General features: G+C 72.2%; 16 protein-coding genes and 3 tRNA genes. 7 read left to right on the plus strand and 12 right to left on the minus strand.

Going from position 1 to position 14,436, the window contains the following annotated elements:
• Nucleotide 1: 1 nt before the first annotated feature.
• The 4 genes from rplK to ACZ6JE_RS05400 all read right to left on the minus strand — a co-directional run bounded on the left by rplK (nt 2) and on the right by ACZ6JE_RS05400 (nt 2,237).
• On the minus strand, nt 2-433 hold the full coding sequence (gene rplK / locus ACZ6JE_RS05385) for a 50S ribosomal protein L11 (RefSeq protein ID WP_055795796.1): 432 nt from the start codon (nt 431-433) through the stop codon (nt 2-4).
• Between the two features lie 131 nt (nt 434-564).
• Complete coding sequence (nusG, locus tag ACZ6JE_RS05390; RefSeq protein WP_243214577.1) at nt 565-1,698, minus strand: transcription termination/antitermination protein NusG; 1,134 nt, start codon at nt 1,696-1,698, stop codon at nt 565-567.
• A gap of 86 nt (nt 1,699-1,784) precedes the next feature.
• Nucleotides 1,785-2,066: a preprotein translocase subunit SecE gene (secE, locus tag ACZ6JE_RS05395; protein WP_055795792.1), complete on the minus strand. Its 282-nt coding sequence runs from the start codon at nt 2,064-2,066 to the stop codon at nt 1,785-1,787.
• Between the two features lie 98 nt (nt 2,067-2,164).
• Nucleotides 2,165-2,237 (minus strand) — tRNA-Trp (locus ACZ6JE_RS05400).
• A gap of 152 nt (nt 2,238-2,389) precedes the next feature.
• Here ACZ6JE_RS05400 and ACZ6JE_RS05405 point away from each other — a divergent pair.
• The 5 genes from ACZ6JE_RS05405 (at nt 2,390) to ACZ6JE_RS05425 (ending at nt 7,385) form a co-directional block, all read left to right on the plus strand.
• Complete coding sequence (locus ACZ6JE_RS05405) at nt 2,390-3,592, plus strand: pyridoxal phosphate-dependent aminotransferase (RefSeq protein WP_464318379.1); 1,203 nt, start codon at nt 2,390-2,392, stop codon at nt 3,590-3,592.
• 95 nt (nt 3,593-3,687) lie between these two features.
• Nucleotides 3,688-4,608, plus strand: a complete 921-nt coding sequence (locus ACZ6JE_RS05410; RefSeq protein ID WP_464318380.1) for an ABC transporter ATP-binding protein — start codon at nt 3,688-3,690, stop codon at nt 4,606-4,608.
• Entirely contained in the window at nt 4,605-5,414 is an 810-nt protein-coding gene (locus ACZ6JE_RS05415; protein WP_192058780.1) for an ABC transporter permease, read from the plus strand. The genes ACZ6JE_RS05410 and ACZ6JE_RS05415 overlap by 4 nt, the downstream gene beginning before the upstream one ends.
• Nucleotides 5,415-5,463: 49 nt before the next feature.
• Nucleotides 5,464-6,729, plus strand: coding sequence for a sensor histidine kinase (locus ACZ6JE_RS05420; protein WP_464318381.1), 1,266 nt, complete (start codon nt 5,464-5,466; stop codon nt 6,727-6,729).
• Between the two features lie 2 nt (nt 6,730-6,731).
• Nucleotides 6,732-7,385 (plus strand): response regulator, encoded by a 654-nt coding sequence (locus ACZ6JE_RS05425; RefSeq protein ID WP_464318418.1) that lies wholly within the window; start codon nt 6,732-6,734, stop codon nt 7,383-7,385.
• Here the strand turns inward: ACZ6JE_RS05425 and ACZ6JE_RS05430 are convergent.
• The 3 genes from ACZ6JE_RS05430 to ACZ6JE_RS05440 are packed head-to-tail and all read right to left on the minus strand — an operon-like array spanning nt 7,382 to nt 9,359.
• Entirely contained in the window at nt 7,382-8,473 is a 1,092-nt protein-coding gene (locus ACZ6JE_RS05430) for a UDP-N-acetylmuramate dehydrogenase (protein WP_464318382.1), read from the minus strand. The genes ACZ6JE_RS05425 and ACZ6JE_RS05430 overlap by 4 nt on opposite strands.
• Nucleotides 8,470-8,901 carry a MaoC/PaaZ C-terminal domain-containing protein gene (locus ACZ6JE_RS05435; protein WP_320479477.1) on the minus strand — a complete coding sequence of 144 codons (432 nt, stop codon included), beginning with the start codon at nt 8,899-8,901 and terminating at the stop codon, nt 8,470-8,472. Before ACZ6JE_RS05435 ends, ACZ6JE_RS05430 begins: the two co-directional genes overlap by 4 nt.
• Nucleotides 8,898-9,359, minus strand: coding sequence for an FAS1-like dehydratase domain-containing protein (locus ACZ6JE_RS05440; RefSeq protein WP_464318383.1), 462 nt, complete (start codon nt 9,357-9,359; stop codon nt 8,898-8,900). Before ACZ6JE_RS05440 ends, ACZ6JE_RS05435 begins: the two co-directional genes overlap by 4 nt.
• A gap of 220 nt (nt 9,360-9,579) precedes the next feature.
• Here ACZ6JE_RS05440 and ACZ6JE_RS05445 point away from each other — a divergent pair, with 220 nt between their 5' ends.
• Together ACZ6JE_RS05445 and ACZ6JE_RS05450 are read left to right on the plus strand one after the other, a co-directional pair.
• The gene (locus ACZ6JE_RS05445) at nt 9,580-9,789 is read left to right on the plus strand and encodes a DUF3072 domain-containing protein (protein WP_192059271.1); all 210 of its coding nucleotides are present in this window, start codon (nt 9,580-9,582) and stop codon (nt 9,787-9,789) included.
• 222 nt (nt 9,790-10,011) lie between these two features.
• Complete coding sequence (locus ACZ6JE_RS05450) at nt 10,012-10,866, plus strand: UbiA family prenyltransferase (RefSeq protein WP_464318384.1); 855 nt, start codon at nt 10,012-10,014, stop codon at nt 10,864-10,866.
• A 48-nt stretch (nt 10,867-10,914) separates the two neighbouring features.
• Here the strand turns inward: ACZ6JE_RS05450 and ACZ6JE_RS05455 are convergent, their stop codons facing one another.
• The 5 genes from ACZ6JE_RS05455 to ACZ6JE_RS05475 form a co-directional block, all read right to left on the minus strand.
• Nucleotides 10,915-12,072: an FAD-dependent oxidoreductase gene (locus ACZ6JE_RS05455; protein ID WP_243214584.1), complete on the minus strand. Its 1,158-nt coding sequence runs from the start codon at nt 12,070-12,072 to the stop codon at nt 10,915-10,917.
• Complete coding sequence (locus tag ACZ6JE_RS05460; protein WP_464318385.1) at nt 12,069-12,878, minus strand: class I SAM-dependent methyltransferase; 810 nt, start codon at nt 12,876-12,878, stop codon at nt 12,069-12,071. The genes ACZ6JE_RS05455 and ACZ6JE_RS05460 overlap by 4 nt, the downstream gene beginning before the upstream one ends.
• Nucleotides 12,875-14,137, minus strand: a complete 1,263-nt coding sequence (locus tag ACZ6JE_RS05465; RefSeq protein WP_464318386.1) for a type III polyketide synthase — start codon at nt 14,135-14,137, stop codon at nt 12,875-12,877. The genes ACZ6JE_RS05460 and ACZ6JE_RS05465 overlap by 4 nt, the downstream gene beginning before the upstream one ends.
• 98 nt (nt 14,138-14,235) lie before the next feature.
• Nucleotides 14,236-14,309, minus strand: a tRNA-Met gene (locus ACZ6JE_RS05470).
• Between the two features lie 51 nt (nt 14,310-14,360).
• Nucleotides 14,361-14,432 (minus strand) — tRNA-Thr (locus tag ACZ6JE_RS05475).
• Nucleotides 14,433-14,436 lie beyond the last annotated feature (4 nt).

Below are 14,436 nucleotides of genomic sequence, written 5' to 3' on the forward strand. Positions count from 1 at the left end.
CTTACGCGTCCACCGTGATGCCCATGGAACGGGCGGTGCCGGCGATGATCTTCGCCGCGGCGTCGATGTCGTTGGCGTTCAGGTCGGCCTGCTTGGTGGTGGCGATCTCGCGGACCTGGTCCATGGTCAGCTTGCCGACCTTGTCGGTGTGCGGGGTGCCGGATCCCTTGGCGACGCCGGCCGCCTTCTTGATGAGCTCCGCCGCGGGCGGGGTCTTCAGGATGAACGTGAACGAACGGTCTTCGTACACGGTGATCTCGACCGGGACGACGTTGCCGCGCTGCGACTCGGTCGCGGCGTTGTACGCCTTGCAGAACTCCATGATGTTCACGCCGTGCTGACCCAGGGCCGGGCCGATGGGCGGGGCGGGGTTCGCGGCGCCGGCGTTGATCTGAAGCTTGATCAGACCCGTGACCTTCTTTTTCGGTGCCATTCTTCTTTTCCTTCTTGTGGGTGTCGAGCCGGCTGCGGTCGCAGTCCGCTCTCCCGGTGGCCCGCTGGCGGACTCCGGTGATCTGTCGGCGTGGGGTGGTCCGCCCGGAGGCGCACCACGTCACGGAGGTGTTAGAGCTTGGTGACCTGGTCGAAGCTCAGCTCGACCGGTGTCTCACGCTCGAAGAGCGAGACGAGCACCGTGAGCTTGCCGCTCTCGGGTTTGATCTCGTTGATCGTACCGGGAAGACCGGCGAACGACCCCTCTTTGATCGTGATCGTCTCGCCGATCTCGAAATCGACCTCGGCGGGGATGACGCGCTGGGCCTGCTTGCCGCCCTTGGCGCCGCCCTTGACGGGTGCCGGGGTCGTGTCGATCTGCACGAGGCTCTTCAGCATGTTGAAGGCCTCCTCGAAACGCAGCGGCGTCGGGTTGTGGGCGTTGCCCACGAAGCCGGTGACACCGGGGGTGTGGCGGACGACCGACCAGCTGTCTTCGTTGAGATCGATGCGCACCAGCACGTAGCCGGGGATCCGCACACGGGTGACCAGCTTGCGCTGCCCGTTCTTGATCTCGACGACGTCCTCCATGGGGACCTCGACCTGGTAGATGTAGTCCTCCATGGTCATGGAGACCATGCGGTTCTCGATGTTCTGCTTCACGCGGCGCTCGAAGCCGGCGTAGCTGTGGATGACGTACCACTTGCCGGGCTTGCCGCGCAGCTCGGAGCGGAACTCCTCATAGGGGTCGACCTCGACGGGCTCGGCCTCGTCGTCGGTGGCGACGTCGTCGCCGTCGAGCACCTCGTCGCCGAACGCGGCCTGCGCGTCGGCGTCCTGGACGGACTGCTCGGCCTCGGCGACGACCACGTCGTCGGACGAGGAGTCGATCTCGACGTCGGCGTCGGCGGTGACCACGGTGTCGGACTCGACCGCGGCGTCTTCGGCCTCGGTCTCGGCCTCATCGTCGGTCGCCTCGACGGCGGCCTCCGCCTCGGCGGCGTCGTCGATGTCGAGAGCGTCGTCGACGATGGCGTCGGCCTCGGGGTCGCGGGCCTCGGCCAGCGTGTCGAGCAGACCATCGAGGTCGTCGGTGCTGTCGGTGCCGGCCTCGCCGTCGTCGACGACCGTGATGGCCTCGCTCTCGGCGGGCTCGACGGAGTCCTCGTCGGCGGCCAGCGTGCCGCCCTCTTGGGCCTCTTCGACCTCGGAGGACTGCTCCGCAGCGGTGGCGAGATCGATGTCGTCGCGCTCGTTGTCAGGCAAAGGGTTCTACTTCCGTTCGTGGGGTTCGGATCGGCTGGCCGTCGGGCGGGGCCGGATCGCGTGTGGCGTCAGGAGCGACGCCGGACTCAGCTGCCGGTGGGGCCGTTGCCGAAGACGTAGCCGACGACGATGCCGAACACCGTGTCGAGACCGCTGACCAGCGCCATCATGATGACGACGAAGACGAGCACGACGCCCGTGTAGCTGAACAGCTCTTTGCGGGTCGGGGTGACGACCTTCTTGAGCTCGTTGATCACCTGCCGGATGAACAGGGCGATCCGGGCGAAGGGACCGCGACGTGCCGCGGTGTCTTTCTTCGCCTTGTCGACGACGTCCTCGCTGGGAACGTCAACGTCTTTTCTCGCCACTGTGGGTACCTTCCGAGCTCGGCCCGCAGGCCTGTGTCCGTGATTCGGACCGTCGCGCTGAAACCTGCTGGATCAGTCGCGACGGCCCGACCGGGCTGCAGGGCGGACAGGACTCGAACCTGCAACCTGCGGTTTTGGAGACCGCTGCTCTACCAATTGAGCCACCGCCCTTCGGTGTCGATGCCAAGCCCCCACCACCTGAACAACGGCGATGAGCGACGCCGTGAGGCGCGCAAAAGCTTGGCGATCATCGACCGCCTCGACAAGTGTAGGCGACCGCCCGGGCCGGTGTAAAGCCGAGGCCGCGGGCTAGGCTGGCGGGCGTGACCACGCCAGCGCGCCGCCTCTCGTCCCGCATCGCCTCCATCGCCGAGTCCGCGACCCTGAAGGTCGACGCCAAGGCGAAGTCCCTCGTCGCCGCAGGGCGTCCGATCATCAGCTACGGCCCGGGCGAGCCCGACTTCGCCACCCCCGACCACATCGTCGAGGCGGCGGCGGCGGCGGTTCGCGACCCCCGCAACCACCGGTACTCGGCGGCCGCCGGTCTGCCCGAGCTGCGCGAGGCCATCGTCGCCAAGACGCTCCGCGACAGCGGCACGACGGTCACGACCTCGCAGGTGATCGTCACCAACGGCGGCAAGCAGGCCGTCTACCAGGCGTTCCAGGCGCTTCTCGACGACGGCGACGAGGTCCTGCTGCCGGCCCCGTACTGGACGACCTACCCCGAGGCCATCGCCCTCGCCGGCGGGGTGCCGGTCGAGGTCTTCGCGGGGGCCGACCAGGGTTACAAGGTGACCGTCGACCAACTCGAGGCCGCCCGCACCGAGCAGACCAAGGTGCTGCTGTTCTGCTCGCCGTCGAACCCCACGGGGGCCGTCTACTCCCCCGCCGAGGTCGAGGCCATCGGCCGCTGGGCCCTCGAGCACGGCGTCTGGGTCGTCACCGACGAGATCTACCAGAACCTCACCTACGACGGGGTCGTCGCGACCTCGATCACGCAGGCCGTCCCCGAGCTGGCCGACCAGACGATCCTCGTCAACGGCGTCGCGAAGACCTACGCCATGACCGGCTGGCGGGTCGGCTGGATGATCGGCCCGACCGACGTGATCGCCGGTGCCGCGAATCTGCAGTCGCACCTGACCTCGAACGTGTCGAACGTGTCTCAGCGCGCCGCGATCGCCGCACTGACCGGCTCGCAGAGCGCGGTCGAGGCGATGCGCGCCTCCTTCGACGCCCGTCGCGCGACGATCGTGCGCGAGCTGAACGCCATCGAGGGCGTCGTCACCCCGACCCCCGAGGGCGCCTTCTACGTCTACCCCGACGTCACCGGTCTGCTCGGCCGCGAGCGGAACGGCGTCACGCCCACCACCTCGCTCGAGCTCGCGGACCTCATCCTCGAGCAGGCCGACGTCGCCGTGGTGCCCGGCGAGGCGTTCGGGCCGAGCGGCTACCTGCGGCTGTCGTACGCGCTCGGCGACGACGAGCTGCTCGAGGGCGTCCGACGCCTGCAGCGCCTCTTCGCTTAGCACGGCGCCGGCCGACGAGGGGTCGTCCGACCGGACGACCCCTCGTCGTCCGATCCACCCTGGTGCGCCGGTCGCCGACGGCGCACTCTGGTGACATGACCCCAGAACCCGTCGTGCGTGTGCGCGACCTCACGAAGAGCTACGGCGCGACCAGGGCCCTGCAGGGCGTCTCGTTCGACGTCGAACCGGGCGAGACCCTCGGGCTGCTCGGCCCGAACGGCGCCGGCAAGTCGACCACCATCGAGATCCTCGAGGGCTACCGGGACCGCACCGGCGGCGACGTCTCGGTGCTCGGCGTCGATCCGCGCCACGGGGGGCTCGACTGGAAGGCCCGGCTCGGCATCGTGCTCCAGAGCTCGGGCGACCAGGGCACCGCGACCGTCCGCGAGCAGATCGCGCACTTCGCGGGCTTCTACCCCCGGCCCCGCGACGTCGACGAGGTGCTCGTCGCAGTCGGGTTGGAGCACAAGGCCGACGCCCGCATCCGCTCGCTGTCGGGCGGGCAGCGTCGACGCGTCGACGTCGCCCTCGGGGTCGTCGGCCGACCCGAGCTGCTGTTCCTCGACGAGCCGACCACCGGTTTCGACCCCGAGGCCCGGCGTCAGTTCTGGCAGCTCATCCGCTCGCTGTCCTCCGACGGCACGAGCATCGTCCTGACGACCCACTACCTCGACGAGGCGGCCCAGCTGAGCGACCGGGTCGCCGTGGTGACCGGCGGCCGGCTGGTCGCCCTCGGGCGACCGGACGAGCTCGGCGACGAGGAGGCGCGCACGCCCCGGGTGAGCTGGCTCGACGCCGACGGACGGCACGAGGTCCGCACCACCGAGCCGGGCGCTCTGGTCGCCCGCCTGCACGCCGACGGCGGCGAGCCCCGGTCGCTCGAGGTGATCCGGCCGTCGTTGGAGGACGTCTATCTCGACCTGGTGGCGCGAGCGGAGCAGGAGGCCGGGGGCGTCGAGGAGGCGCGGGGCGCGACCGACGGACACCGCGCCTCCTCGGCGGGGGTGACGTCGTGAGGACCCTCGCGCTCGGCGCCAGCCGCACGCGCTACGAGGTGCGCGCCTACTTCCGAGCCGGCGACACCGTGTTCTTCACGTTCCTGTTCCCGATCGTGATGCTGGCGATCTTCTCGACCGCCTTCAGCGCGTCGGGGTCGTTCGGCACCCGGGCCGACGGCAGCGAGGTCGGCGCCGCGGCGTTCTACCTGCCCGGCATGATCGCGGCGGGCATCCTGCTGTCGGGCGTGCAGAATCTCGCGGTCGACATCGCCCTCGAACGCGGCGACGGCACCCTCAAGCGCCTGGCGGGCACGCCTCTGCCGGTCGCCTCGTACTTCGTCGGCAAGCTGGGCCAGGTGCTCGTCACGAGCCTGCTGCAGGTCGCCCTGCTCGTGCTCGTCGCCCGCCTGCTGTTCGGCGTACCGCTGCCCGCCGACGCCTCGTCGTGGGCGACCTTCGCCTGGGTGTACCTGCTGGGCATCGCCACGTCGGCGCTCGTCGGCATCGCTCTGTCGCGGGTGCCCCGCAGCGGCAAGAGCGCCACGGCGGTGATCGTGCCGATCACCCTCGTGCTGCAGTTCATCTCGGGCGTGTACCTGCCCTTCACCCAGCTGCCCGAGTGGCTGCAGAGCGTGGCGTCGGTGTTCCCGCTGAAATGGCTGGCCCAGGGCATGCGCAGCGTGTTCCTGCCCGACACGTTCGCGGCGGCCGAGGCCGGCGGCTCGTGGGACCTCCCGGGGGTCGCGCTCTGGCTGGCCGTCTGGCTCGTGGCCGGCGCCGCGGCCTCGGTGCTGACCTTCCGCTGGATCAGGAAGGACACGTGACGGGTGCCGGGGTGACCGGGCCGGTGTGGCGGGCGCTAGCGTGACGGGCATGGACAGAGGCCGCAGCGACGCCGAGCAGGCCGCCCCGGCGGGCACCGCGATCTCGATGCGGTGGTGGGACGCGGGCCTGGGTCTCACCGTGGTCGTCCTGGCCGTGCTCGGCTCGTCGTCGGACCGGCCGACGGGGGCGTCCCTCGCGATCGTGGCGGGGCTCGTGGTCGTCTGGGTCGCCGTCGTCCGCCCGGTGATCCGCCGCGACGACGGGCTGCTGTCGCGATCGGCGGTCGTCGCGGCCTCGGCCGTCGTCGCGGTCGGCGGAGCGGCCGTCGCCACCACGCCCGGGTTCGCCGCCGTGCAGGCGTTCCTCATGCCGACCCTGTGGACCCTCATGCCGACGATCCGTTCGGCGATCACGGCGAACGTCGCACTCTGCCTGGCGATCTCGACCGGCTTCGTGATCAGTCTCGGCTGGTCGCCCGAGACGCTGGCGACCGTGGTGACCAGCGAGGCCCTCTCGCTCGTCTTCAGCATCGCGCTCGGCCTCTGGATCACCACCATCGCCCGGGTCGGGATCGAGCGCGGCCGCCTGCTCGACGAGCTGCGCGAGGCCCAGGCCGAGCTGGCGGCGCGCAACCGCGACATCGGCGGCAGCACGGAGCGCGAGCGGCTCGCCCGCGAGATCCACGACACCATCGCGCAGAGTCTCACCGGCGTCGTCATGCTGACCCAGCGCACGCGTCGCACGCTCGCCGAGGGCGATGTCGACGGGGCGCTCGACCGGCTGACCACGATCGAGTCGGCGGCGCGGGAGGCGCTCACCGAGGCGCGCACGCTCGTCGCGGCCACCGCCTCCTCGGGGCTGACCGGTCACGACGTCGCCGCGGCCGTCGAACGCGTCGCCGAGAGGTTCCGACGCGAGAGCGGCGTCGACGTCTCGGTGCGGGTCGAGGCGGTCGACCTGCCGCGCGACCTGCAGGTCGTGCTGATCAGGGTCGTGCAGGAGGCGCTGGCCAACATCCGCAAGCACAGTGCGTCGCCCACGGCTCGGGTCGTGCTCTCCGCCCGGCGCGGCACGGCGGAGCTGAGCGTCGCCGACGACGGGCGCGGCTTCGACCCCGAGTCGCCCTCCACCGGCTTCGGGCTGCCCGGTCTGCGCGAGCGCATCGCACTCGCCGGCGGATCGTTCTCGATCGCCAGCAGCCCCTCGGGCACGACCATCACGTGCGGGCTGCCGCTCGAGGCGGGCGCGGCCGCCCCGACGTCGCCCCCGGCGGTCGACGCTCGGCCCGCCTTCGCCGGGGAGGTCCCGTCGTGACGGTGTTCCGGACGCTGGTCGCCGACGACCATCCGATCGTCCGCCAGGGCGTCGCGGCCCTCCTGGGGGCGACCGACGACTTCGACGTCGTCGGACAGGCGAGCGACGGGCTCGAGGCCGTGGCCCTCGCCGCCGCTCTGCAGCCCGATCTGGTCGTCATGGACCTCCGCATGCCGGGCCTCGACGGCGTCGCCGCGACGGAGGCCGTGCTGGCGGCGAGACCGACCACGCGCGTGGTCGTGCTGACCACCTACGAGACCGACGACCACCTTCTCTCGGCGATCGAGGCGGGTGCGAGCGGCTATCTGCTGAAGGCGTCTCCGGAGGACGAGCTGCTCGCCGGGCTGCGTGCCGTCGTCGCGGGTCAGGTCGCCCTGGCGCCGGCGCTGGCCGCGCGTCTCGTGGGTTCGGCCCGCCGAGGGCCCGCCCCGGGCGCCGGAGACGACAACCCGCTCAGCCCCCGCGAGACCGAGGTGCTGACCCTGGTCTCGGCGGGCTGCTCGAACCCTGAGATCGCCCGACGGCTGTTCATCGGCGAGCCCACCGTCAAGACGCACCTGGTGCACGTCTTCGGCAAGCTCGGCGTCGGCGATCGCACCCGCGCCGTGACCCTGGCGATCGAGCGGGGCTACCTGCCGAGCGACCGGCGGGGCTAGATCGCGAGGCCGAGGAGCACGGGCTCGGGGTGCAGCACGACTCCGAACTCGGCCGTCACCCGCTGCTGGACGAACCGTGCGAGCTCGACGACCTCGTCGCCCGTCGCCGCGCCCCGGTTCGTGATCGCCAGCGTGTGCTTCGACGAGATGGCGGCTCCGGAGCCCGGGAGGCGGAAGCCGCGACCGATGCCGGCGTTCTCGATCAGCCAGGCGGCGCTGAGCTTGACCGCCCCCGTGCGTGCCGGCGGCGGCGCGGCCGGCTCTTCACCCAGGGGCACGACGCGGGGCTCGGCCTCGGGTTCGAGTCGCCATCGCGGAGCGTCGGCAGGCAGCTCGGCCGCGACGGCCCGCGAGACGATCGGGTTCGTGAAGAAGGAGCCGCTCGAGGCGGTGTCGCGATCGGTCGCGTCGAGCACCATGCCCTTGGCGGCACGCAGCGCCAGGACGCTGGCCCGTACGTCGGCGACGGACACCCGGGCGCCGAGCTCGACCCCGAGGGCCTTGGCGAGCTGCGGGTAGGCGACCTGCTCGCTGACGCCGCCCTCGTCGACGAGGGCGAACTCGACGGCGGTGACGACACCGCGTCGCCCCTTCTTGAAGACGCTCGTGCGGTAGCCGAGCTCGAGATTGGCGGCCGGGATGCGCACGAACTCGCCGGATCCGTCGTCGAGGAAGTCGACGGCGACCAGGGTCGATGCGACCTCCTGGCCGTAGGCGCCGATGTTCTGGATCGGCGACGCCCCGGTCGAGCCGGGGATGCCGCTCAGGGCCTCGAGACCCGACAGCCCCTGGTCGACGGTGGCGGCGACGAGATCGTCCCACGGTTCGCCGGCGGCCACGCGGAGGTGCACGAGGCCGTCGTCGGAGGCCACCCGGTCGACGCCCCGTGTCGCGACACGGACGACCGTGCCGTCGAACGGCTGATCGGAGGCGACGGTGTTCGACCCGCCGCCGAGCACGAACCACGGCTCGCCGTCGGCCGACGCGTCTCGCACGGCGGCGAGGAGCTCGTCGGTGGTGGTGGCCTCGACCAGGCGAGCGGGGGTGCCGCCCACCTGCATCGTGGTGAGCTCGGCGAGGGTCGTCACGCCAGCGTCACCACGACCTGGGCCTTGCCCAGGACGGTCTTGTCGGCGTAGGTCACGGTGAGGTCGACGCGCGCGGTGCCCGCCGCCTCGTCGAGGCGGGCGATGGTCGCGGTGACGGCGATCTCGGCGCCGACGACCGGGTCGACGACGACGGGTCGCGTGAAGCGCACCTGGTACCCGCTGACCCAGCCGAGCACCCCGGCGTCGTCGCCCGAGCCCTCGAGCCACTCGACGACGGGTTGGACGGCGGTGCCCATGGTGAGCATGCCGTGGGCGAGCACGCCCGGCAGCCCGACCGACGCGGCGACGTCGTCGCGGTAGTGGATCGGGTTGAAGTCACCCGACGCCCCGGCGTACCGCACCAGGGTGTCGCGGGTGACGAGGTACCTCTTGTCGGCGACTACCTGGCCGACCGCGAGCCCGCTCACGAGTCGGACCCGTCGTCTTCGGGGCGGACGACGAGCGTCGACACGGCGGTGACGACGTGAGCGCCGTCGGCGTCGATCATGTCGGACGACGCGGTGACCATCGAGTTGCCACCCAGCGTCTTCACGCCGGTGACCGTGAGGGTCGCCGTCAGCTCGTCGCCGGCGACGATCGGCCGGGAGAGCGAGAAGCTCTGCTCGCCGTGCACCACCCGCGAGAAGTCGATGCCCGCGTCGGGCTCGGCGAGCAGCTGGGCCAGCGTGGCCTCCTGCACGACGACGGCGAAGGTGGGCGGTGCCACGACGTCGGCGTGACCGGCGGCGCGGGCGGCCTCGACGTCGAGCGACAGCGGACTCGTCGAGCCGGTGGCCCGGGCGAATTCGCGCACTTTCTCTCGGCCCACCAGGTACGGCGGCGCCGGCGGGAAGACCCGCCCTGACAACTCGGGATTCACAGACACGCCGACGAGTCTAGCGAGCGGGGTACGCGAGCGGGCCGGTGTCGGTGGCACGGCGTACGGTCGCGTCATGAGCGACTCCAACATCGATCCCGACATCACCCCCGTCGATCCCGCTGCGCCCGAGGGCGACGAGACCACGGCCGACAGCACCACGACGACCCCCGGCGGCGAGACCCTCGGCGGTCAGGCCCCGAGCGGCGGCGCCCCCGCCGGCGAGACCCTGGGCGGCGAGCGCCCCGACGCCTCGAACACCGCCTCGAAAGACCCCGAGCAGTGGGTCACGGGCGACGAGCCGATCACCGGCCCGCAGAAGAGCTACCTCGACACCCTCGCCCGCGAGGCCGGAGAAGAGCTGCCCGCCGACATGACGAAGGCCGAGGCGAGCGAGCACATCGACCGTCTGCAGCAGAAGACGGGGCGCGGCGCCTGAGTCGGCGCGGTCCGGGTCTGTTCACGGCGACCGGGTCGACGTATGCTCGACCCACGTCTGGGATGGTAACTCGGCGCAGGTGTCCTCTCTCGGTCTGGAGCTGGTTCTGATCCGCTCGCTCCCGCGGCCGGTGGGCACCGGATCACGTGCCCGGGCCTTCCACGGTCCGGGCACGCTTTTCCGTCTCGTCCGCTCACTGCCCACAGCGACGGGAGCCGGCAGGTGACGCTCCTCGGCGCCGTCTGGCGCTCGTCGCACCCCGGGCCGACCCTGATGGTCACCGTGCTGACCGTCGTGCTCGGCATCGCCGTCGGTCTCCCGCCCATCAGACTCGCCGTCGTCGCCCTCGCGGTGCTGGCCGGCCAGCTGACGATCGGGCTGTCGAACGACCTCCTCGACGCCGAGCGCGATCGTGCCGTCGGGCGGCTCGACAAGCCGATCGCCCGGGGGCTGGTCTCCACTCGATCGGTCACGACCGTCGCCGTGGCGTGCGCCGTCGTCGGATTCGTGCTGCCCTTCACCCTCGGCGTCGGCACGGGCGTGACCCACGCCGTCCTGGTCGCCTCCGGCCTCGCCTACAACGCCGGGCTCAAGTCAACCGTGGCATCGGTCGTCCCCTTCGTCGTCAGCTTCGGCGTGCTGCCCGCGGTCGTCACGCTCGCCGCGGCGCCGCCGACGCCGCCCGCCGTCTGGGCCCTCGGCGTCGGTGCCGTGTTCGGCGTCGCCATCCACTTCACGAACGTCCTGCCCGATCTCGGCGACGACGCCCGTACCGGCGTCGTGGGGCTGCCGCACCGACTGGGTCGGCTCCGCGCGGGGCTCGTGGCGTTCGGCGCGCTCGGCACGGCGGCGGGTCTCGCGCTCGTCGGTCAGCTCACGACCGGCGGCACGGCCGAGCGGCAGTCCGGGATCTTCGCGGTGGCCGGGGCCGCGGTCGTCGTCGCCCTGGCCGTCGTCGGTGCGATCGCGGTCGTGCGAGGGCGCTCGTCGCGACTGCTGTTCCGACTGATCATGCTCGCGGCGCTCGTGCTCGTCGCCCAGCTCGCCACGAGCGGCGCGGCTCTCACCGCCGGCTGACACAGGCGCCACGGTGTCGCGGCCGGCCCGACGTCGACGGATCCCGGGTCAGGCGAACCGCATCGAGTAGGTGGCGGCCAGCAGCCTCGCGGTCGGCAGAGCGAGGGCGACACGGAGCCCGTTCTGACGGACCGCCGAGGCGACCGGTCCGCACGGGCGGCCGAGCACGGTGTTCAGCTGCGCCTGACGGGCTGCACGCCGGGCCGACCGACCCCGCGCCTCCTCGTATCGGGCGAACGCCTGAGGGTCGAGGCGACGCCCACCGGCCCGACGGAGGGCCTGTCGGACCACCGGGACGACCGCCTGCGCGTCGAGCCAGCCGAGGTTCATCCCCTGACCGCCGATAGGGCTGATCTGATGGGCCGCGTCGCCGAGCAGGACGACGCGCCCGGCCACGGTCGAGGTCGCCAGCCGGGTCCGCACCGAGAACGCGCTGGTCATCGTGCTGGTCGCCGCGTCGAGCGGGAGACCGGTCCGCTCCGTCACGAGTCGCACGACGGTCTCGGCCGTCACGTTCTCGGCCGGAGCGTCCGTGGCGACGACGAACCGGCGTACGCCTCCCGGCAGCGGGAACGACTCGACGACCCCGGCGCGCTCGACCGAGACGACGGCTCGGTCGCCGTCGCCCGTGTCGTCTCGGACGTCCGCCATCGCGTAGTGGTCGCCGCGCTCGACGACGGGGGCGGAGATGCCCAGGAGGCGCCGGACGGTGCTGCGGGCGCCGTCGGCCGCCAGCACGAATCGAGCCGCGATCTCGACCGGACCGTCGGGGCCGACCCCGTGCAGCACGACGTGCTCGGAGCTCTGCTCGAGCGATCGCAGCTCGACGCCGCGCCGGAGCGACCCCGGCGCCGCCGATTCGAGCCGGGCCCTCAGCAGCCGCTCGGTCTCGGACTGCGGTCTCGCCGCGACGAACGGGTACCGGCTGTCGGCCTTCCCGAAACCCAGCCGGCCGAGGGTGCGGCCCGAACCCCGCGCCTCGGCATCGGTGATGCGGACCGCGCCGGCGACGATCTCGTCCGCCAGATCGACGGCCTCGAACGCCCGGAGCGACGGCGGATGGATGCCGATCGCCCGAGACAGCTCAGGAGGCGCGGTGCGGCGCTCCCAGACCGCCACGTCGACCCCCTGCCGTGCCAGCAGCAGCGCGGCGAAGACCCCCACCGAGCCGCCGCCCACCACGACGACGTCGTGCATCCGCATCATGCGCGGCCTCCTCCCGGGAGGCGACCCGCCTGCGGGGCCCCGGCCGCCGTCGACTCCGACACCGCGCCTCCTCGGCCCAGGGCGGGCGTCTCGTGCAGGAGCCACAGGCGGAACGGCTCGCGCCCGACGACCCGCCACCCGGGAGGGGCCACGGCGCGCAGCTCGTCGACCCGGAAGCTCCGCCGGATCGATCGCAGGCCGTCGACCCGGACGAACGACCGGCGGTCGAGCACCAGGCTGCCGAGCCAGTAGCCCAGGTACGCGAGGCGGGCCCGCCGGATGTCGCTGTGCACCACGAGCCGGTCGGCCAGGCGCTCGCTGTCGGCGAGCACGGACTCGCGAGCCTCGTCGTCGAGGTGATGCAGCACGTGATTGGAGATCACCACGTCGAACGTCTCGCCCGCAGCCACGAGCTCGCCGCTCGACACGCAGCGGTACTCGACGCCGGGCTCGGGTCGACGGGACGCCCATGCGTGGGCCCGCTCGTCGGGGTCGACCGCCACGACCTGCAGCCGCAGACCGTCGCGTCGGGCGCGTCGGACCAGCCACCGTGCGACGTCTCCGCCGCCCGAGCCGACATCGAGCACCCGCAGCGTCCGCTCCGCCGACAGCAGGGGACGCAGCAGCTCGCGGTAGACCCGCCCCCACCCCGCGACGACGCCGTTGACGAGCGGGAACGCCGCGTACGTGCGCTCGAGGCGGTCGAGGTCGCACGCGGGGTCGTCCATCAGCTCGACGAGCCCGACGTCCCGGCGGCTCAGGTCGACGCGCCGGTCGCCCCGGACCGCCTCCGCCGCTCGGCTCACGACGCGACCCGGCTGCGGAACGAACCCGTCTCGACCGTCAGCCCGGGTCCGAACGCCATCGCGACGATCCTCTGGGGCCGAGGAGGCGCGGTGGACGACCACGCGCCTCCTCCGCTCTCGAGGGCTTCGCGCAGCACGAAGAGCACCGTCGCGCTCGACATGTTGCCCGAGTCGCGCAGCACCCGGCGCGACGCCGCGATCTGGGCGTCGTCGAGGCCGAGTCGGCTCTGCACCCGGTCGACGATGCTGCGGCCGCCGGGATGCACGGCCCAGAGATCGACGTCGGCGGCGCTCAGGCCGTCGACCCAGAGTGCGGCGAGGGCCTCGTCGACGTGCTCCTCGACGATGTGCGGGACGTAGCTGCTCAGCACCATGTCGAAGCCGCTGTCGCCGATGCTCCAGGCCATGTCGCCCTCGCCGACCGGCGTCAGCACCGTCTCGAGGGCCTCGACGTCGAGCACCCGGCTGCCGGCCGGTGCGGGTCGGGCCGTCACGATCACGGCGGCGGCTCCGTCGGCGAAGACGGACGACGCGACGATCGCGTCGGGGTCGGACGAGCTGCGGAGGTGCAGCGTGCACAGCTCGGCGCAGACGACCAGCACGACGGCGTCGGGGTCGGCCAGGCAGGTGTCACGGGCCGAGCGGATCGCGGGGAACGCCCCGTAGCAGCCCATGAAGCCGATGTGCAGCCGCCGGGTCGACGGCGCGAGCCCGAGCGCCCGGACGAGCAGGTAGTCGGGCCCCGGGGCGAAGAACCCGGTGCACGAGACCGTGACGACGTGCGTGACGTCGGCGGCGGTGATCCCGTCGGCGCGATCGAGCGCATCGCGCGCGGCCGCCTCGAAGAGGGCCGGGCTGCGCTCGACGTAGACGTCGTTGCGGGCCCCGGTGCCGGGGTCGAGGATCAGGCCGGTCTCGGGGTCGAGGAAGACGGGCGGGGTCGCGGTGCCTTCGACGTCGATCGCGTCGGTCGCGGTCGCGGCCGCGTCGGGAACGGTCGCGGTCACGTCGGGCGGGGTCGCGGTCGCGTCGGGCGCGGTCGCGGTCGCGTCGGGCACGGCCACGCCGAGCTCGTCGATGACCGTGTGCCGCGTGTCGATGGCGGCGGCGTCGAAGACGGACCCCACCAGCCGGGTCGCCAGCCGGCTCAACCCGGGTTGCGAGCGGAAGACGTCGCGGATGTGGTCTTGACGGATGACGGTGTCGGGAACGGCGGTGCCGATGCTGCGGATGCTGACGGGGTCGGCGAGAGCGGACATACGTCATGCTATGCCGCCGCCGCTGGCACACGACCGGTGAAGGCCGGGCGGGTCGACACCGCATGACGGGAGAAGGCCCTCCGAAGAGGGCCTTGCGGTAGCGAGGGCGGGACTCGAACCCGCGACACCACGATTATGAGCCGTGTGCTCTAACCAACTGAGCTACCCCGCCGCAGGCTGTGAACCCCGTCGGATCGCTCAGCGACGGGATGGTGACAGCCGGAGCCCCGAGTCAGGTTTGAACTGACGACCCCTTCCTTACCATGGAAGTGCTCTACCACTGAGCTATCGGGGCGTGA

The organism is Frigoribacterium sp. AC759, assembly GCF_979256015.1.

Bases quoted from the DNA above. Each gene is read 5' to 3' on its own strand.
- rplK (WP_055795796.1), bottom strand. From the start codon at position 433: ATGGCACCGAAAAAGAAGGTCACGGGTCTGATCAAGCTTCAGATCAAC.
- ACZ6JE_RS05410 (WP_464318380.1), top strand. From the start codon at position 3,688: ATGACCCCAGAACCCGTCGTGCGTGTGCGCGACCTCACGAAGAGCTAC.
- ACZ6JE_RS05420 (WP_464318381.1), top strand. From the start codon at position 5,464: ATGGACAGAGGCCGCAGCGACGCCGAGCAGGCCGCCCCGGCGGGCACC.
- ACZ6JE_RS05455 (WP_243214584.1), bottom strand. From the start codon at position 12,072: ATGATGCGGATGCACGACGTCGTCGTGGTGGGCGGCGGCTCGGTGGGG.
- ACZ6JE_RS05465 (WP_464318386.1), bottom strand. From the start codon at position 14,137: ATGTCCGCTCTCGCCGACCCCGTCAGCATCCGCAGCATCGGCACCGCC.